Here is an 18,229-nt window from a genome sequence, read left to right on the forward strand (position 1 = left end):
CATGAGCCGCCTGCTGCCTGCGATCCTGCTCACCCTGTTGCTCGCCGCCTGCGCCGGCCCGCCGGTGCGTACCGATGCGGCGCTGCCGCCGCTGCGCCTGTCACCGGCCAGCCTGCAGGGAACCCTCGCTTTGCAGCAACAGCTGCATTTCCGCTTCGGTCGCGCCGAACGCGACCTGGATGCGCTGCTTGAAGCCGATGCCGACCAGGTGCAGCTGCTGGTGCAGGCGATGGGCCAGACCGGCTTCCGCGTGCAGTGGGATGGACAGAACCTGCAGGAACAGCGCGCTGCCTGGTTGCCCAGGCAGGTACGTGCCGACCGCGTGCTGGACGACCTGCAGTTCGCGCTGTGGCCGACCACGGCGATTGCCGCAGTGCTGACCGACGGCTGGCAGGTGGTCGACGATGGCCGCGTGCGCCGGCTGCAGCGTGGCGGGGTCGAGGCCCTGCGGCTGCAGCGCAACGACGATGGCAGCCTGCAGCTGGACAACCGCATCGAAGGCTATTCGTTGACCATCCGTTCGGTGCCTACCGGCGAGCAAGCCCCATGAGCGCGTCGATTTTCCTCAACGACATGGGCATCGTCTGCGCGCTCGGCGCCGGCCGCGCACCGGTCGCCGCCGGCCTGTTCGCCGACCACCCCGGTGGGCTGAGCGACTGCGACGACGTGCTGCCCGGACGCACCCTGGCGCTGGGCCGGGTGCAGGCCACGCTGTCGGATCTGTCGGCGCTGCCCACCGCGCTGCGCGGCCGCAACAATGCCTTGTTGGACCTTGCGCTGGAACAGATCGCCCCCGCCGTACAGGCCGCCATCGAGCGTTACGGTGCCGGGCGGGTCGCGGTGGTCATCGGTACCAGCACCTCCGGCATCGGCGAAACCGAGCCGGCCCTGCGTGCGCGCGAGGAGAGCGGTCGCTGGCCGGACAGCTTCGCCTATGGCCAGCAGGAGATGGGCAGCGCGGCGGCATTCGTGCGCCATCGCAGCGGTGCAACGGGACCGGCGTGGACGCTGTCCACTGCCTGCTCTTCAGGTGCCAAGGCGATGGCTTCGGCGGCGCGCCTGCTGCGCGCGGGCATCGTCGAGGCGGTGATCGCCGGCGGTGCCGATTCGCTCTGCCGCTTCACCGTGGCCGGTTTCAATGCGCTGGAATCGATCTCCGCCACCCGCTGCCTGCCGTTCTCGGCAACGCGGGCGGGCATCAACATCGGCGAAGGGGCCGCGCTGTTCCTGCTGACCCGCGAGCCGGGCCCGGTACAGCTTGCCGGCTGGGGCGAAAGCTCGGACGCCCACCACATGTCCGCCCCTGAACCGAGTGGTGCCGGTGCCATCGCGGCGATGCGCGAGGCGCTGGAGCGCGCCGGCTGGGCACCGACGGACGTGGACTACATCAACCTGCATGGCACGGCCACCCGCCACAACGATGCGATGGAATCGCGTGCGGTACATGCAGTGCTGGGCGGGCAGGTCGCGGCCAGTTCCACCAAGCCGCTGACCGGCCACGCACTGGGCGCGTCCGGGGCGATCGAAGCGGCGTTGTGCTGGATCGCGCTGGCGGACAACCCCGCCCACCGCCTGCCACCGCACTGGTGGGATGGCCAGCCTGATCCGCAGCTGCCCGCGCTGGCCCTGGTGGCGCCGGGCACCGTGGCGGCCGGCCCCCTGCAGCGCCTCCTCAGCAGTTCGTTCGCCTTTGGTGGCAGCAATGCCGTGCTGGCCCTGCAGCGGACGCCCGGCGCATGAGGATCCATCCGATCCAGGACGTGGTACCGCACCGTGGCAGCGCCCTGCTGCTGGAGCAGGTGCTGCGCTGGGACGAGGACAGCATCGAGGTGGCGCTGGTGGTCCCGGCCTCGGGCCTGTTCAACCAGGCCGACGGCGTGCCCGCCTGGATCGGCATCGAGTACATGGCACAGGCCATCGCGGCGTGGGCGGGCTGCCGCGCGCGGCGTGACGGTCGCCCGCCGCGGATCGGTTTCCTGCTTGGCAGTCGCCGCTACAGCAGCCAGGTTTCCGTGTTCCCGGCCGGTACCGCGCTGGTGGTCCACGCGCGGCGCGAACTGATGGGTGACAATGGGCTGGGAATGTTCGCCTGCCGTATCAGTGCGGGCACCGAGACATGGGTGGACGCCAACGTATCGGTGTTCGAACCGGCCGATGCGCAGGCTTACCTGGAGAGTGGAAACGCATGACAGCCCATCTTGCCGTGCTGGTGACCGGTGCAAGCCGCGGCATCGGCCGCGCGATCGCCCTGCGCGCTGCCCGCGATGGCTTCGATGTGGCGGTGCACTGCCGGAGCCGCATCGACGAAGCGCAGGTCGTGGTCGCGGAGATCATCGCGATGGGCCGGCAGGCGCGCGTACTTGCCTTCGACATCAGTGACCGCGCCGCCGCGCGCACCGCGCTGGAAGCCGACGTGGCCGCCCATGGCGCGTACTACGGCGTGGTATGCAATGCCGGCATCGCCCGCGACGGAGCCTTCCCCGCGCTCAGCGAAGCGGATTGGGACCAGGTGCTGCATACCAACCTGGATGGGTTCTACAACGTGCTGCATCCGCTGGTGATGCCGATGGTGCGGCGCCGCCAGCCCGGCCGCATCGTCACCCTGGCCTCCGTGTCCGGGCTGATCGGCAACCGCGGCCAGGTCAACTACAGCGCCGCCAAGGCCGGCATCATCGGTGCCACCAAGGCGCTGGCGCTGGAACTGGCCAGTCGCCGGATCACCGTCAACTGCGTGGCACCCGGGCTGGTCGATACCGAGATGCTGGACGCCGAAGTGGTCGAGCACGCGCTCAAGCTGGTTCCCGCCGGCCGTGTCGGCACGCCGGACGAAGTAGCCGCGGCGGTATCGTTCCTGCTGTCGGCCGATGCCGGTTACATCACCCGCCAGGTGATCTCGGTCAACGGAGGCCTGGCCTGATGCAGCGCGAAGGACGCCGCGTGGTGGTTACCGGCGCAGCGGCGATCAGCCCGCTGGGGCAGGACTGGCCGAGCATCCACGCGCGCCTGCGTTCGCTGCGCAACGCCGTGCGCGCGATGCCGGAGTGGGATGTCTACGAAGGGCTGAACACCCGGCTGGCCGCACCGGCCGAGGCGTTCGAGCTGCCACCGCACTACAACCGCAAGACCACCCGTTCGATGGGGCGCGTGGCGCTGATGGCCGTGCGCGCCAGCGAACTGGCGCTGCAGCAGGCCGGCCTGATCGATCATCCGGTGCTGCATGGCGGGCGCACCGGCGTGTCCTATGGGTCCTCCGCAGGCAGCCATGAGGCGATCAGTGAGTTCGGCCGCATGCTCAACAGCTTCACCACCGCCGGCATCACCGCCACCACCTACCTGAAGATGATGAGCCATACCGCACCGGTGAACATCGGGGTGTTCTTCGGCCTGAGCGGGCGCATCCACACGACGTCCAGCGCGTGCACGTCCGGCAGCCAGGGCATCGGCGAAGCCTACGAAACGATCCGCGCCGGTCGCCAGACGGTGATGCTGGCCGGTGGCGCCGAGCAGCTGGACGCCACGGCGGCCGCGGTGTTCGACACCCTGTATGCCACCAGCGTGCGCAATGACGCGCCGCAGACCACGCCGCGCCCGTTCGATGCCGGCCGCGATGGGCTGGTGCTGGGCGAAGGTGCCTGCACCCTGGTGCTGGAGGAGCGCCAGCATGCGCTGCAGCGCGGAGCGCCGATCCTGGCCGAAGTACGCGGCTACGGCAGCAACAGCGACGGCCAGCACGTGACCCAGCCGAGCAGCCCGACCATGGCGCGCGCCATGCAGCTGGCGCTGGACGACGCCGGTCTGGCGCCGTCGCAGATCGGTTACATCAACGCCCATGGCACGGCCACCGACCATGGTGACATTGCTGAAAGCCAGGCCACGGCCGCCGTGTTCGGGGCGGGCGTGCCGATCAGCTCGCTGAAGGGCTACGTCGGCCACATGCTGGGTGCCTGCGGCGCGTTCGAAGCCTGGCTGAGCATCGAGATGATGCGCGCGGGCTGGTTCGCCCCCACCTTGAACCTGGATCAGGTGGACCCGCGCTGCGCTCCGTTGGACCATGTTCGCGGACAAGGTCGCACGCTGCAGGTCGACCATGTGATGAGCAACAATTTCGCCTTCGGCGGGATCAACACCTCGCTGGTGTTCGCCCGTCATCCACTGGCCGAAGACTGAACCGCGTCCTGACATTGATGAACTTCGTGTCGGGAAACAACGCGTGGCGGGGATGTGCCTGGCCTGACGCCTTCCGCCGGTGACGGGTTTCCGACACAATCATGCCTTAAAGGGTAAACCTGAAAGCATGCACGCCTACGTCTACAAGAGCCAACGCAAAGACGATACCTACGTCTACCTCGCCGAACGGGATGGCTTCGGCGTGCTGCCCGGGCCGTTGGCCGAATCCCTGGGCCGGCTGCAGCTGGTGCTGGAAGTGGAACTGACCGAGGGCCGTCGGCTGGCGCGCGCGGACGCCGCGCAGGTGCGCGACGAGCTGGCCAGCCGCGGCTTCTACCTGCAGGTGCCCCCGAGCATCACCAGCATGATGCCGCGCCACAATGACTGAGCCGCGGCCGCGCATGGTGCCTGCCGCGCTGGCCCTGGGCGCGCTGCTCGCTGCGGCTTCGGCGATCGGCGGCCTGCCGGGTGCGCTGCTGGCAGCGCTGGCGCAGCCGGCCTTCGCGCTGGGCGTGTCCTGGCTGCGTCGAAGCCGTGTCCTGCGTCCGCTGCCGCAGGTGGTGCGCGAAGAACTGCCTGCGCTGCTGGCCTTGTGGCTGGCCGGTCCAGCGGTGCTTGCGCTGCTGATGGCCTGGCCGCTCGCCGCCCTGCGCGAAAGCGGCAGCCTGGCTGCCGCGCTGGGCCTGGCGGTATTGCTGGGCGTCGGTCTGCTGGCGGTATGGCGTACATGGCCGCTGTGGAGTGACGTGGAACGCCTGGCCGGTGGGCTGCAGCGCCACGCTGCGGGCCTGGCCGGGCGCGAACTGGGCGCTTGGCGTGGCTTGGCCGTCGCTGCGCTGGTATTGGCGCTGTGCGCGCTGGTGGTGATGCCGGCCTGGCCGGAGCTGCTGCCGGCAGGCCTGCGTTGGCCAGCGGTGGGCGCCACCGTGCTGCTGTCGCCGCTGCTGCACCTGCTGCTGCAGCGGGTAGCCCCGGCGGGCACCACGCATCCTGCGCCTGTGCACGTCATGCAGGAGCTGCGCAGTGCCTGGCAGGCGCGCGAGCAACCCGATGCCGATACGACACCGGCCGCACTTGAAGCCATGCCGGCCGACGCGCTGGCGCCGGCGCTGTATGAAGCGGCGCGACACGGCCGGATCGACCGCGCGCTGCAGCTGTTGCAGGCCGGTGCCGACCCGCACGCCATGCCGGATCCGCAGTGGCGCGACCAGCGCAACCTGCCGGTGCTGGCCGCGGTACTGCCGGACCTGCGCCTGCTGCGCGAACTGATCGCCCGCGGCGTCGATGTGAACGCCCCGCACAAGGGCATGACGCCGCTGCTGGCGGCCACCCGCGACAGCTGGCATGGGCGCCCGGAAGCGGTGATGACCCTGCTCGCCAACGGTGCCGATTCGCGTGCCACCGATGCCGACGGCAATACGCCGCTGCACCACGCAGCGCGCAGTTCCGACCCCGGCGTCGCCGCGCTGCTGCGCGATGCCGCCGCCGAGATCGATGCGCTGAACCAGGACGGCTGGTCGCCGCTGGCGGTGGCCTGCCAGGTCGGCAACTGGCGCCTGGCGCGGTTCCTGCTGGAGCGCGGCGCCCGTACCGAACCGGCCGAAGGCATCCCGGTGCTGTTGGCCGCCGCAGCAACCGAAGATGATGATCCGGCCGGCGTGCAGCTGCTGCTGAAGCACAAGGCGCGTGCCGATGCGCGTGATCGCCAGCGCCGCAGTGCCCTGCACGAAGCCGCCCTGGCCGGGCACACCGCGATCCTGGACGCCCTGCTTGCCGCCGGTGCCAACCTGGAAGCGCGCGATGCACTCGGCCGGACGCCGCTGCTGGAGGCCGCCGCCGGTGGGCGCGCGGCGGTCATCGAGCACCTTCTGCGCCACAATCCCGATGTAGCAGCGGTCGACACCGACGGCCGCAACGCCCTGCTGCTGGCCGCCATGGCGACCAATGTGCCGCCGCTGGTGGTGAAGCGGCTGCTGGAGCTGGGGCTGGTTGCCGACCTGGACGATCCACTGGCGCGGCGCGCAGTGGACAGCGCGGCCGAAGCCGGCCGCTGGGCCATCGTGGCCATGCTCGATCCGGCCTATCCGCTGCCTGCCGCAGTCAGCGACGGCCTGGTGGCGGACAGCGAAGGCCACGACGTGGCGACCTCGTTGTTGCCGGACCGGCCACCGCTCGAGCTGCTGCGCGAATCGCTGCGCTTTGGCAACCTGGACGGAATGGAATCGATGGCGCGCCTGTGCCGTGCCGAAGAACTGGGCAGCCTGTTGCACGAACCGGACCTGGCGCTGGAGCCGCGCGCCATCGGCTGGCTGCTGCAGCAGGGCGCGTCGCACGACGTACTGGATGCCTGCACCGATACGCCGATGTTCGCGCTGCTGGCGCGCGGCGTGGATGCGGTGCCGGCGCTGCAGGTGATGCTGGAGCAGGGCGTTTCGCCTGCCGGCAGTGGTGGCCTGGCGCGCTTCCTCGCCGCCTGCGCGCAGCATGACCAGGCCAGTCGCGGGCTGGAGCAGCTGGCACTGGAACTGCTGGAACGTGGCGCCGACCCATTCGCTGCATCGCCCGCCGGCGATCCGCCGCTGGCCCTGGCCGTGCGCTTGGGCTGGCTGCGCCTGCAGCAGTCGCTGCTGGGCCTGGGGGTGGATCGCGAGGCACGCGACAGCCATGGCATGACCGCCCTGCACCTGGCCACTGCGCTGGGACGCGAAGCCGCGCTCAAGCTGCTGGTGCGCCACGGCGCCTCGCCGGAAGCGCGTGCGGCTGATGGGCAGACACCGCTGGGTGTGGCGCTGTCCAGCGGCCGCCGTGACCTGGCGGACTGGCTGGACTGGCGGGTCTGGTCGTTGCCACGAAGGACGTTGCGCGAATCCGACCTGGCCGCCGCGGCCACCGCCGGCGACGTGGATGCCGTACGCCGGCTGATCGATCTTGGCTTCGCCGTGGACAGCGTCGACGCGCAGGGCTGCACCGCCCTGTTGCGAGCGGCCGGTGGTGGGCACCTTGCCGTGGTGGACCTGCTGCTGGCGCGCAGTGCCGATCCGCAGCATGCCTCGGCCAGTGGCGCCACACCGCTGTCGGCGGCGGTCAGCATGCGCCAGATGGATATCGTGTCCGCGTTGTTGGATGCCGGTGCGCAGCTGGAACACCGCCTGCCCGGCGGGGTCACGGTGCTGATGCTGGCCTCGGCGCTGGGCCTTCCGGATATCGTGGCGCGGCTGTTGACCGCCAGTGCGGACGTCCATGCAAGCGACGCGCAGCAGCTGGCCGCGCTGCATTGCGCTGCGCTGTACGGTTTCTCCGCTCGTGACCGCTCGCGCCTGCTGGCCCTGCTGGACACCCTGCTGCTGGCCGGCGCGGAGCCGGACAAGGCCGCCGCTGGCGAGGTGACCCCATTGCTGCTGTTGCTGGGCGCACGTGCCGAACCGGGGACCGCCTGCGACGAACAGGTGGTACTGGCCGGTGTGGAACGCCTACTGGATGAAGACGTTTCGCTGGAGGTGCGTGATCCGCGCGGCTTCGGCCCGCTGCACCTGGCCGCGCTGCACGGACTGCCGCTGCTGGTGCAGCGCCTGCTGCGTGCCGGTGCCGATCCAGAGGCACGCGACACGCTCAACCGCAGCCCCCGCGAAATCGCGGTGATGCGCGGCTTCATCGACGTGGCCGCCGAGTTCCAGCCGCGCGTGCCCGGCGTGTCCTCGATGGCGCGGTTCCTGCGCGAATGAATCACCGGTAATGACGGCCGCTGGCCGTCATGCTCCTGCCCTGGTGGGTGACGACAGCTGGTCGTCACGCCTTCGGCGCTACCGGTCGGGTGGCGCGTCCTTCCCGCTTCCCGCATCCGCTTCAAACAGATGCATCAGGTCAGTGCGCGCATCGCGCGAAGTCTGGATCACCGCCGCCTCGTCGTCGTACACCAGGTACTGATCGCGCAGCAGCTTCTCATCATGTTCGCGGAATCGCTGCACATGCCGGCGGGCCGTCTCCTCGGACACCCCCAGCAGCTTCAGCACCTGTTCGCTGAGTTCCAGGCTGGTGCCGAACACCTCGCGGAACGGCTCGGCCCCCATGTCCATCAGCCGCCACGCATGCTGGCGGTTGCGTGCCCGTGCCAGCACCCGCGCGTCCGGATACAACCGCCGGATCATCCGCGTCGCGCGCAGGTTGGTTTCCGGATCATCCATGGTCACCACGAACACCGCGATCTCCGCCCCGCCGGCCGCGCGCAGCATCTCCGGCCGGGTCGGATCGCCGTAGTACAGCTGGTTGCCGAAGCGGCGCAGGTCGGCCACGGTATCCGGATTGACCTCCAGCGCGACGAAGGGCACTTTCTGCGCGGTCAGCAGTCGCGCCACCACCTGCCCGAAGCGCCCCATCCCGGCGATCAGCACCTTCGGACGGTGGTCCGGATTGACCTCATCGGCCGGCGCGGCGTCGGGCTTTGCCACGGTCTCGCGGCCGATCAGGCGCAGCAGTGCGATCAGCAACAGCGGGGTCAGTCCCATCGACAGGCCGACGATGGCCACCAGCCGGTCATGGTTGGCACTGCCCAGCAGCAGCGCGCGCTGCGCTTCGTTGAACACCACGAAGGCGAACTCGCCGCCCAGCCACAGCACGCTGCCCAGCATCATCGCCTGGCGTGACGCCAACCCGGCGATCCGTCCGATCGCATACAACAAGCCGAACTTCACCACCAGCAGCACGCCCACGCCGGCGGCGATCATGCCCGGTTCGGCGGCGATGCGATCCAGGTCGATGCCCATGCCCACGGCGATGAAGAACAGGCCCAGGAACAAGCCCTTGAAGGGTTCGATCTGCGCTTCCAGTTCATGCCGGAACTCGGAATCGGACAACAGCACACCGGCCAGGAACGCGCCCAGGCTGGGACTCAGGCCGGCCTCCTGCAGGAACCAGGCAGTGCCCAGCACCACCAGAAGGGCAGTGGCGGTGAACATTTCCGGGCTGCGCGTGCGCGCAACCATGCCGAACACGCGGCGCAGCAGCGGCCGCCCGCACAGGATCACCACCGCCAGTGCGCCGATGGCCACCGCCACGTCCTGCCAATGCAGGGTCTGGTTGCGCGCACCCCCCAGCAGTGGAATGGCGGCCAGCAGCGGGATGGCGATCAGGTCCTGGAACAACAGGATCGCGAACGCCAGCCGCCCATGATCGCTGTTGAGCGCCTTGTGTTCGGACAGCAGCTGCAGGCCCACTGCGGTGGAGGACAGCGCCAGCGCCACGCCGACCACCAGCGCGCTCTTCCAGTGGAAATGGTCCAGCATCAGCAGGCCGCCCAGCACCAGCGCGCAGGTCGCCACCTGCAGCGCCCCGGCACCGAACACCGAACGCCGCATCACCTTCAAGCGCGATGGCGACAGCTCCAGCCCGATCACGAACAGCAGCATCACCACGCCGATTTCGGCCGCGCCCAGGATCCGGTCCGTATCCTGCACGAAGCCCAGCCCATCCGGACCCAGCACCACCCCGGCGGCGAGATAGCCAAGCACCGCGCCAAAGCCCAGCCGGCGGAACACCGGCACCGCGATGACGGCCGCAAGCAGCAGGACCAGGGCAAGTTCGAGCACGCCGCTATGCATGGGAAGTCGAGGTCATGGCCGCAGGAGGAAGGGCACGCCGGGTGGCAGCCGGCCCTTGCGCGACATTATGCGCCGCCCGTCGCCGCTCGCACGGGGGTGCAGCTGAGCCGGGCCAAACCCGGCCGCCACACCGGGGTTGACCCATGCTGCCCACGGGTCCATCCTGCCCCCCGCCACGGCCTGCCCGCTGGCACCACCCTTCCGGAATCCAACCCCCCATGTCCAGCGACAGTAGAAGTCGACCTCGTTCGACGCCAGCGACGGCGACCGCCTGACAGGGACGGTTCGCCTGCGTTGGCGTTGCAGCGGCAACGACGAAAGGCGAACCACGATGAACCAGAAGCAGATGCTGCGTCCCGCCACCGACGCCGCCACCACGGCCGCACCGCTGGCCAACTTCAACACCGCTGACGCGGTGGAATACCTCAACACCCTGCCCATCGCGGCGGCGGTCGACCTGCTTGCCGCACTGCCGCTGCCGCGTGCGGTGAAGCTGCTTGAAGCGCCCGAACTGCAGCGTGCCGGCGAGCTGGTGGCGACCCTGCCGCCGGCCCGGGCGGCCGCGCTGCTGGGGCTGATGGCCGACGACCGCGCCACCGACATCGTCCACGAACTGGACCAGGACGAGCGCGCGCGGCTGGTGCCGCTGATCGGCGCCGAGGCGCGCCAGGTCATCCAGACCCTGCTCAGCTACCCGCCGGATACCGCCGGCGCCCTGATGACCACCGAGTTCGTCAGCGTGCCGGCCAACTGGACGGTGGGCCAGACCCTGCAGCACATCCGCGAAGTGGAGCGCACCCGCGAAACCGTCTATGCCATCTACGTGCTCGACCCCGCCAGCGGCCAGTTGCGCCAGGTGGTGACCATGCGCCGGCTGATCACCGGCCTGCCGGACGAATCGATCCTGGACGTGGCGCAGGTCAATGCACCGGTGACGGTGGACGTGGCGATGGACCAGGAAGAAGTGGCGCAGCTGATCCGCCGCCACGACCTGCTGGCGATCCCGGTGGTGGATGCCGGCATGCAGATGCTCGGCATCGTCACCGTGGATGACATCCTGGACGCGTTGATCGAGGAATCCACCGAAGACGCGCACAAGTTCGGCGGCATGGAAGCGCTGGAAAAGCCCTACATGCAGATCGGCTTCCTGGAAATGCTGCGCAAGCGCGGCGGCTGGCTCAGCGTGCTGTTCCTCGGTGAGATGCTCACCGCCAGTGCGATGCAGCATTACGAAGACGAGCTGGCCCGCGCGGTGGTGCTGACCCTGTTCATTCCGCTGATCATGAGCTCCGGTGGCAACTCCGGTTCGCAGGCCACCTCGCTGCTGATCCGCAGCCTGGCACTGCGCGAACTGCGGCTGCGTGACTGGTGGAAGGTTGCCCTGCGCGAACTGCCGACCGGCATCGTGCTGGGCACGATCCTGGGCAGCCTGGCGATGGTCCGCATCGTGATCTGGCAGCTGGGCGGCCTGCACGACTACGGCGAACACTGGCTGCTGCTGGCGCTCACCGTGGCCGCTGCGCTGGTGGGCATCGTCACCTTCGGGTCGCTGTCCGGATCGATGCTGCCGTTCGCGCTCAAGCGCCTCGGCTTCGACCCGGCCAGTGCCTCGGCCCCGTTCGTGGCCACTCTGGTCGATGTGACCGGCCTGGTGATCTACTTCAGCATCGCCGCCAGCATCCTCCACGGCACCCTGCTGTAACCCCTTTTTTGCTCTACTAGCGGCATGAGCACTTACAACCTGCAGTCCGTGTTCCGCCCGCAGTCGGTCGCCGTGATCGGCGGCAGTCCGCGTGATCGCTCGGCCGGTCGGGCGGTGATGCGCAACCTGCGCGGGGCGGGATTCGCCGGCAAGGTCGCCTGGGTCAATCCGCGCCACGCGGAGATCGATGGCATCCGCACCACCAAGCGGCTCAAGGACCTGGACTGGGTACCGGAGCTGGTGGTGGTGACCGCCCCGGCCAGCATCGTGCCGCAGGTGATCGCCGATGCCGCCGCGCTGGGCGTGGCCGCGGCGATCATCCTCACCGCGCACCTGGGCGAAGGGCCCGGTTCGCTGGCCGCACAGGTGGAAGCCAGCGCCCGCGCCAAGGGCCTGCGCATCCTCGGGCCGCATTGCCTGGGGGTCATCGCCCCGCACGCGCGCTTGAATGCCAGCATCGCCGCCCACGTTCCCCAGGCAGGCGACCTGGCGCTGATTTCCGAATCCAGCGCGATCGCCGCCGCGCTGGTGGAATGGGGCGTCGCGCGTTCGGTGGGATTTTCGGCGGTGGTGTCGCTGGGCGATACGATGGACGTGGACTTCGGCGACCTGCTGGACTACTTCGCCACCGACTACCGCACGCGCGCCATCCTGCTGTACGTGGAGCAGATCAAGGATGCGCGCAAGTTCATGTCGGCCGCACGTGCCGCCGCGCGCTCCAAGCCGGTGATGGTGGTCAAGTCTGGCCGTGCCGAGCGCATCATGCCGGGCAACGATACCCACGTGCAGGCACTGGCGCGCGCCGATGATGTCTACGGCGCGGCGTTCAACCGCGCCGGCCTGCTGCGCGTCAGCGCGCTGGACGAACTGTTCACCGCCGCGGAGACACTGGGACGGCTGGGCTCTTTCCCGGGGCGCAGGCTGGCCATCCTCAGCAACGGCGGCGGCGTCGGGCGGCTGGCGGTGGACCAGCTGGCGGCGCTGCGCGGCACGCTTGCCACGCTGTCGGAGAGCACCGTGCAGCAGCTCGACGCGGTACTGCCGCAGGGCTGGTCACGTTCCAATCCAGTGGACATCGTGGTCGACGCCGATGGCGAGCGCTATGCCGCTGCCATCGAAGCGCTGCTGGCTGACAACGAAAACGATGCCCTGCTGGTGGTCAACGTGCCGACCGCGTTCACCTCCTCCGCAGATGCCGCGCAGGCGCTCACCCGCACCCTGGGCCTGCGTCCGCGGCACCAGCGTGACAAGCCGGTGTTCGCGGTGTGGCTGGGCAACGACGAGCGCGCAACGGCAACCCTCAACGCTGCGCGCGTGCCGACCTACCCCACCGAAGCCGAAGCAGTGCGTGGCTTCCAGCATCTGGTCCGCTACCGCGATGCGCAGAGCGCACTGATGGAGACCCCGCCGAGCCTGCCACAGGATTTCGTGGTCGATGCAGGTGCCGCGCGTGCGATCGTCGAGGCAGCCCTGGCGGCCGGCCAGCGTTGGCTGGACCCGCTGGCCACGCATGCGCTGCTGAAGGCGTACGGCATTCCTTCGGCGCCGGTGCTGCATGCCCGCGACGCGCATGAAGCCATGGACCTGGCCCAGCCGCTGCTGGAGCAGGGCGCCAGCGTGGCGCTGAAGATCCTCTCGCCGGACATCCCGCACAAATCCGAAGTGGACGGCGTGCGCCTCAACCTTTCCACCCTGGCCGCCGTGCAGGTGGCGGCCACCAGCATCCTGGCGCGCGCGCGCGAACTGCGCCCCGATGCGCGCATCGATGGCCTGCTGGTGCAGCCGACCATCGTGCGGCCCAAGTCGCGTGAGTTGATCGCCGGCATCGCCGATGACGCGACGTTCGGCCCGGTGATCGTGTTCGGTCGTGGCGGCACCGCAGTGGAAGTGATCAATGACAAGGCGCTGGCGCTGCCGCCGCTCGACCTGCGGCTGGCGCATGAGCTGATCGGTCGTACCCGGGTCTCGCGCATCCTCAAGCCGTACAGTGATTTCCCCGCTGCCGATGAGCGCGCCGTCGCGCTGGTGCTGGTCAAGCTGGCGCAGCTGGCGGCCGACATACCCGAAGTGCGCACACTGGAGATCAATCCGCTGCTGGCCGACCGCGAAGGCATCCTGGCACTGGACGCGCGGGTCGCCATCGCGCCCTCGCGCATCCTGCACAAAGGCCGTGGCCATCCGCGTTTCGCGGTATTTCCGTATCCGAAGGAGTGGGAGCGTACGTTGCAGCTGTCCGATGGCAGCAACGCCTTCGTGCGGCCGGTGCGGCCGGAAGACGACGCGTTGTTCCGCGCGTTCTTCGCCCGCGTCAGTGATGACGACCTGCGCCTGCGCTTCTTCCAGTCGGTCAAGCATTTCAGCCACGAGTTCATCGCCCGCCTGACCCAGCTGGACTACGCGCGCTCCATCGCGCTGGTGGCGATCGATCCGCGCAGCGGTGACATGCTCGGTGCCGTCCGCCTGCATGCAGATGCCGACTACCATCGCGGCGAGTACGGCATCCTGATCCGTTCGGACCTGAAGGGCCACGGCATCGGCTGGCGTCTGATGACGATCATGATCGAGTACGCCAAATGGCTGGGACTGGACGTGGTGGAAGGGCAGGTACTGCGCGAGAACAGCACGATGATCGCGATGTGCCAGAGCCTGGGCTTCACCACCCGGTTGGATCCGGATGATTCGACGGTGATGATGGTGAGCCTGCCGGTGCAGCAGGTGGCCGCGCAGTTGCTGGAATGATCCCGCCGGCGCCTGGTAGTGACGGCCGCTGGCCGTCAGGCGTTTGCTCTGGTGGGTGACGGCTGTGGTCGTCAGGCCCCCGCCTGCCGCTGCGCTCGCCGGGCATGGCTCGGCGCTACCCGTCGCCCTCTTACAATGTGAGCATGAAAGAACGCATTCCCTTGCTGCTGCTTCCCGGCCTGCTCAACGACGCCGAGTTGTGGCGCGACCAACTGTCCGACCTGGCGGACATCGCCGATCCGACCGTCGGCGACCTTACCGCTGGCGACACGATGCAGGCGGTGGCCGATGCCGTGCTGGCGCAGGCGCCGCCACGCTTCGCGCTGGCCGGGTTTTCACTGGGCGGCTTCGTGGCCCAGCAGATCCTGCGCAGCGCACCGCAGCGCGTGCTGCGGCTGGCCCTGATCGATACCTCCATCCACGCCGATTCGCCGCAGCGTGCCGCACAGCGCGCCACGCAGATCGCCAGCGTCCGGCTGCCCGGCCGGTTCCACGGCTTCGGCGACACGCTGATGCGCAGTTACATCGACGCCTCGCGGTTGGACGACCACGTGCTGGTACAGCGCGTACGCGATATGACCGCACGGCTCGGTGCCGAGGTGTTCCTGCGGCAAAGTGGACTGGACCGCGAGGATGGCCATGCGCTGCTTGCCGCTTACCGCGACCCGATGCTGATCGTCTGCGGTGAGAACGATCGCATCACGCCGCTGCCGATAAGCCAGGAGATGCAGGCGCTGGCGCCGCACGCCACGCTGGTGGTGGTGCCCGATTGCGGGCACCTGTCACCGATGGAAAAGCCTGCCGAGGTCAGTGCCGCGATGCGCCGGTGGTTGCTGAGGGATTGATCCTGCAGCGGCAACCCGCCGAGCCTGGCTCGGCGCTACCCGGGTCCGTCAATCCCAGGCGGGGGCGATGCCGTCCGGGTTGGCCAGCCGATGGCCGCGATCGAGCGTGGCGATCTGGGCGAGGTCTTCGTCGGTCAGATGCAGGCGGGCCGCTTCCAGGTTGCTGGCCAGGTTCTCGCGCCGGGTGGAAGAGGGAATGACCGCCAAGCCCTGCTGCAGTGCCCACGCCAGCGCGACCTGCGCCGGGGTAGCCTGGTGGCGGCCGGCGATCGCCTGGATCACCGGATCCTTGATCACCTCGCCGTAGGCCAGGCTCATGTACGCGGTGACGTGGATGCCCTGTTCCTGCAGGAACGGCACCAGCAGGCGGTTCTGCAGGTACGGATGGATCTCCACTTGGTTGGTGGCTATCTCAGCGGCGCCCAGGATGCCGATCGCACGACGGGTCTGGGCGATGGTGAAGTTGGAGATGCCGATTTCACGGGTCAGGCCCTGCGCCTTGGCCTCGGCCAAGGCCGGCAGGTACTCCTCCATCGGCACGGCATCATCGGGCGACGGCCAGTGGATCAGGGTCAGCTCGACGCGGTCGGTGCGCAGTTTTTTCAGGCTTCCCTGCAGGCTGGCCAGCAGCGCATCGCGCTTGAATTCGCTGATCCAGATCTTGGTGGTGAGATGGATGTCATCGCGTGGTACGCCGGATTCGGCGATCGCCCGGCCGACCTCGGCTTCGTTGCCGTAGATCTGCGCGGTATCGATGGCGCGGTAGCCGACGTCGAGCGCGTTGCGTACCGAATCGATCACCGCTTGGTCTTTCAGGCGGAACGTACCAAGGCCAAAAGCAGGAACGGTCATGGGGATACTCCAGTGGGGGATGGACAGAGGGTAGGGCAGGGAAGGTATGCGTGCGGGCAACGCGGTGTGGCGACCCCGTGCGCCAGCGGAGGCATCAATGCGCCGCCACGTGGATGCCTTCGGCGCGGTCGTCGATGCCATCGCGGCGGTCCAGCCGGCCACTCAGCGCGGTAAGGGCGAAGGCACCCAGGACCACCAGCGCGCCGAGCCATGGGGTGTGCATCAGGCCGATATGCTCCACCACCAGCCCACCCAGCGAGGCGCCGAGGGCGATGCCGATGTTGAACGCAGCAATGTTCAGTCCCGATGCCACCTCCGTTGCCTGCGGCGCATGGCGCTGTGCCTGCTTGACCACATAGACCTGCAGGCCGGGTACGTTGCCGAAGGCCACCGCGCCCAGCGCCAGCACCGTCAACAGCACCAGCCAGGTGTTGTGGGCGGTGAAGGTCAGCACCAGCAGCACCAGCGCCAGCAGCGCGAAGATCCGCTTCAGTGCGGGGATCGGCCCGAGCCGGTCGGCCAGGCGGCCGCCCCACACGTTGCCGAACGCCACCGAGATGCCATATACCAGCAGCACGCCGCTGACCGCATTGGTGGAAAAACCGGTGACCTCCTGCAGGATCGGCGCCAGGTAGGTGAAGGACAGGAAGGTGCCGCCGTAGCCCAGCGCGGTCATCGCATACACCATCAACAGCCGCGGCTGCGCCAGCACGCCGAGCTGCTGGCGGAAGGTCGCCGGCGTGCTCTGCGCCAGGTTGCGCGGCACGAACGCCAGGCTGCCCAGCAGCGCCACCACGCCCAGCCCGGAGACCGCCAGGAAGGTCGCGCGCCAGCCCAGGTGCTGGCCGATGAAGGTGCCCAACGGCACGCCGGTCACCAACGCGACGGTCAGGCCGGTGAACATGATGGCGATCGCGCTGGCGGCCTTTTCCTTCGGCACCACCGAGGTGGCGATGATCGAACCAATGGAGAAGAACACGCCATGGGCCAGGCCGGTCAGGATCCGGGCGACGATCAGCGCGTTGTAGCCGGGGGCCAGGAAGGCGACCAGGTTGCCGAGGGTGAACACCAGCATCAGCGCCACCAGCAGGGTCTTGCGCGGCACGCGCCCGGTCAGCGCGGTCAGCACCGGGGCGCCGATCGCCACGCCAAGCGCGTACAGGGACACCAGCAGGCCAGCCGAGGGCAGGCTGACCTGCAGGTCAGCGGCGATGGTCGGAAGCAGCCCGACGATGACGAACTCGGTGGTGCCGATGGCGAAGGCACCGAGGGTCAACGCCAACAGGGCGAGGGGAATGCCACGGGTCATGACAGGGTCCGGCAGGAAAGGAAGGAGCGCAGTCTGCGCCGCTGACCTTTGCTGAAAAACACGTCTTCACGCCAATCACTCTTGCGTGATGGTCAATAATGCGGCCATGAAGATCACCTTGGACGAAATGCAGGCGCTGCTGGCCGTCATCGACAGCGGCACCATCAGCGCGGCGGCCGAACAGCTGGGCCAGACCCCCTCAGGGGTCAGCCGGGCCCTGGGCCGGCTCGAAGAAAAGCTGGGCACCACGCTGCTGACCCGCACCACCCGCCGATTGCACCTGACCGCCGAAGGCGAGGCGTTCGTCCGCCAGGCACGCCAGATCGTGGAGGCGGTGGAGACGGCGGAAGAGCAGATGGCGCTGCGTCGTCAACGCCCGGCCGGTCGCCTGCGCGTGGATGCGGCGATGCCGTTCGTGCTGCATGTGATCGCCCCGCTGGTGGCCCGCTATCGCCAGCAGTTCCCGGAGGTGGCGCTGGAAGTGAACAGCTCCGAGCGCTACATCGACCTGCTGGAGCGGCGCACCGACCTGGCCATCCGCATCGGTCCGCTGGCCGATTCCACCCTGCATGCGCGCCTGCTCGGCCGCTGCCGCCTGCAGCTGGTGGCCAGCCCTGCCTACCTGCGCCAGCACGGCACGCCGGACAGCGTGGCCGCCTTGTCCGCGCATACGCTGCTGGGCTTCAACGAACCCGAATCGCTGAACCGCTGGCCGCTGCCCGGCGACGACGAGGGCCAGCTGCGGGTACGCCCGGACATCGCCGCCTCCAGTGGTGAGACCCTGCGCCGGCTGGCGGTGGAAGGGGCGGGAATCACCTGCCTGTCTGATTTCCTGACCCACGCCGACCGCGCGAGCGGTGCGCTGGTGCCGCTGCTGGTCGTGCAGACGCTGGATGTCTACCAGCCGATCCACGCGGTGTACTACCGCAACACGGCCGTGTCGGCGCGCGTGCGCTCGTTCGTGGATGTGCTGGCAGAAGGCATGCAGCGCGAGCCGTTCGTGGTGTAGGCCGGATCGTGA

The 18,229-nt window shown here is 69.1% G+C and carries 14 protein-coding genes; 11 read left to right on the forward strand and 3 right to left on the reverse strand.

The features are described 5' to 3' along the window. Position 1: 1 nt before the first annotated feature. The 7 genes from H9654_RS10580 (at position 2) to H9654_RS10610 (ending at position 7,889) form a co-directional block, all read left to right on the forward strand. Entirely contained in the window at positions 2 to 550 is a 549-nt protein-coding gene (locus H9654_RS10580; protein ID WP_191770789.1) for a DUF3261 domain-containing protein, read from the forward strand. Next, on the forward strand, positions 547 to 1,740 hold the full coding sequence (locus H9654_RS10585; protein ID WP_191770790.1) for a beta-ketoacyl-[acyl-carrier-protein] synthase family protein: 1,194 nt from the start codon (positions 547 to 549) through the stop codon (positions 1,738 to 1,740). Before H9654_RS10580 ends, H9654_RS10585 begins: the two co-directional genes overlap by 4 nt. Beyond that, positions 1,737 to 2,189 carry a hotdog family protein gene (locus H9654_RS10590; protein ID WP_191770791.1) on the forward strand — a complete coding sequence of 151 codons (453 nt, stop codon included), beginning with the start codon at positions 1,737 to 1,739 and terminating at the stop codon, positions 2,187 to 2,189. The genes H9654_RS10585 and H9654_RS10590 overlap by 4 nt, the downstream gene beginning before the upstream one ends. Further along, positions 2,186 to 2,917 (forward strand): 3-ketoacyl-ACP reductase FabG2, encoded by a 732-nt coding sequence (locus H9654_RS10595; RefSeq protein WP_191770792.1) that lies wholly within the window; start codon positions 2,186 to 2,188, stop codon positions 2,915 to 2,917. The genes H9654_RS10590 and H9654_RS10595 overlap by 4 nt, the downstream gene beginning before the upstream one ends. Further along, positions 2,917 to 4,167, forward strand: coding sequence for a beta-ketoacyl-ACP synthase (locus H9654_RS10600; protein ID WP_191770793.1), 1,251 nt, complete (start codon positions 2,917 to 2,919; stop codon positions 4,165 to 4,167). The genes H9654_RS10595 and H9654_RS10600 overlap by 1 nt, the downstream gene beginning before the upstream one ends. A gap of 127 nt (positions 4,168 to 4,294) precedes the next feature. Beyond that, positions 4,295 to 4,555, forward strand: a complete 261-nt coding sequence (locus tag H9654_RS10605) for a YcgL domain-containing protein (protein ID WP_191770794.1) — start codon at positions 4,295 to 4,297, stop codon at positions 4,553 to 4,555. After that, positions 4,548 to 7,889 (forward strand): ankyrin repeat domain-containing protein, encoded by a 3,342-nt coding sequence (locus tag H9654_RS10610; protein ID WP_191770795.1) that lies wholly within the window; start codon positions 4,548 to 4,550, stop codon positions 7,887 to 7,889. Before H9654_RS10605 ends, H9654_RS10610 begins: the two co-directional genes overlap by 8 nt. Positions 7,890 to 7,967: 78 nt before the next feature. On the opposite strand, the gene H9654_RS10615 is transcribed toward H9654_RS10610, so the two are convergent. Then, positions 7,968 to 9,761 (reverse strand): monovalent cation:proton antiporter-2 (CPA2) family protein, encoded by a 1,794-nt coding sequence (locus tag H9654_RS10615; protein ID WP_191770796.1) that lies wholly within the window; start codon positions 9,759 to 9,761, stop codon positions 7,968 to 7,970. A 331-nt stretch (positions 9,762 to 10,092) separates the two neighbouring features. Here H9654_RS10615 and mgtE point away from each other — a divergent pair, with 331 nt between their 5' ends. The 3 genes from mgtE to H9654_RS10630 all read left to right on the forward strand — a co-directional run bounded on the left by mgtE (position 10,093) and on the right by H9654_RS10630 (position 15,047). After that, positions 10,093 to 11,463, forward strand: coding sequence for a magnesium transporter (mgtE, locus tag H9654_RS10620; protein WP_191770797.1), 1,371 nt, complete (start codon positions 10,093 to 10,095; stop codon positions 11,461 to 11,463). A 24-nt stretch (positions 11,464 to 11,487) separates the two neighbouring features. Further along, the gene (locus H9654_RS10625) at positions 11,488 to 14,202 is read left to right on the forward strand and encodes a bifunctional acetate--CoA ligase family protein/GNAT family N-acetyltransferase (protein ID WP_191770798.1); all 2,715 of its coding nucleotides are present in this window, start codon (positions 11,488 to 11,490) and stop codon (positions 14,200 to 14,202) included. 143 nt (positions 14,203 to 14,345) lie between these two features. After that, positions 14,346 to 15,047 (forward strand): alpha/beta fold hydrolase, encoded by a 702-nt coding sequence (locus tag H9654_RS10630; RefSeq protein WP_191770799.1) that lies wholly within the window; start codon positions 14,346 to 14,348, stop codon positions 15,045 to 15,047. Positions 15,048 to 15,095: 48 nt separating this feature from the next. Here the strand turns inward: H9654_RS10630 and dkgB are convergent, their stop codons facing one another. Both dkgB and H9654_RS10640 read right to left on the reverse strand, forming a co-directional pair. Then, positions 15,096 to 15,899 carry a 2,5-didehydrogluconate reductase DkgB gene (gene dkgB, locus H9654_RS10635; protein WP_191770800.1) on the reverse strand — a complete coding sequence of 268 codons (804 nt, stop codon included), beginning with the start codon at positions 15,897 to 15,899 and terminating at the stop codon, positions 15,096 to 15,098. A 94-nt stretch (positions 15,900 to 15,993) separates the two neighbouring features. Then, a complete protein-coding gene (locus H9654_RS10640) occupies positions 15,994 to 17,208 on the reverse strand; it encodes an MFS transporter (protein ID WP_191770801.1) in 1,215 nt (404 codons plus the stop codon). 106 nt (positions 17,209 to 17,314) lie between these two features. Between H9654_RS10640 and H9654_RS10645 the strand changes: the two genes are divergently transcribed. After that, on the forward strand, positions 17,315 to 18,217 hold the full coding sequence (locus H9654_RS10645; RefSeq protein WP_101099495.1) for a LysR substrate-binding domain-containing protein: 903 nt from the start codon (positions 17,315 to 17,317) through the stop codon (positions 18,215 to 18,217). Positions 18,218 to 18,229: the final 12 nt, after the last annotated feature.

Origin of the sequence: Stenotrophomonas lacuserhaii (genome assembly GCF_014836545.1) — a bacterium.
Classification (GTDB): Bacteria; Pseudomonadota; Gammaproteobacteria; order Xanthomonadales; family Xanthomonadaceae; genus Stenotrophomonas; species Stenotrophomonas lacuserhaii.

Coding starts and splice junctions, on each gene's coding strand:
- H9654_RS10580 (WP_191770789.1), top strand. CDS start 2: ATGAGCCGCCTGCTGCCTGCGATCCTGCTCACCCTGTTGCTCGCCGCC.
- H9654_RS10585 (WP_191770790.1), top strand. CDS start 547: ATGAGCGCGTCGATTTTCCTCAACGACATGGGCATCGTCTGCGCGCTC.
- H9654_RS10590 (WP_191770791.1), top strand. CDS start 1,737: ATGAGGATCCATCCGATCCAGGACGTGGTACCGCACCGTGGCAGCGCC.
- H9654_RS10595 (WP_191770792.1), top strand. CDS start 2,186: ATGACAGCCCATCTTGCCGTGCTGGTGACCGGTGCAAGCCGCGGCATC.
- H9654_RS10600 (WP_191770793.1), top strand. CDS start 2,917: ATGCAGCGCGAAGGACGCCGCGTGGTGGTTACCGGCGCAGCGGCGATC.
- H9654_RS10605 (WP_191770794.1), top strand. CDS start 4,295: ATGCACGCCTACGTCTACAAGAGCCAACGCAAAGACGATACCTACGTC.
- H9654_RS10610 (WP_191770795.1), top strand. CDS start 4,548: ATGACTGAGCCGCGGCCGCGCATGGTGCCTGCCGCGCTGGCCCTGGGC.
- H9654_RS10615 (WP_191770796.1), bottom strand. CDS start 9,761: ATGCATAGCGGCGTGCTCGAACTTGCCCTGGTCCTGCTGCTTGCGGCC.
- mgtE (WP_191770797.1), top strand. CDS start 10,093: ATGAACCAGAAGCAGATGCTGCGTCCCGCCACCGACGCCGCCACCACG.
- H9654_RS10625 (WP_191770798.1), top strand. CDS start 11,488: ATGAGCACTTACAACCTGCAGTCCGTGTTCCGCCCGCAGTCGGTCGCC.
- H9654_RS10630 (WP_191770799.1), top strand. CDS start 14,346: ATGAAAGAACGCATTCCCTTGCTGCTGCTTCCCGGCCTGCTCAACGAC.
- dkgB (WP_191770800.1), bottom strand. CDS start 15,899: ATGACCGTTCCTGCTTTTGGCCTTGGTACGTTCCGCCTGAAAGACCAA.
- H9654_RS10640 (WP_191770801.1), bottom strand. CDS start 17,208: ATGACCCGTGGCATTCCCCTCGCCCTGTTGGCGTTGACCCTCGGTGCC.
- H9654_RS10645 (WP_101099495.1), top strand. CDS start 17,315: ATGAAGATCACCTTGGACGAAATGCAGGCGCTGCTGGCCGTCATCGAC.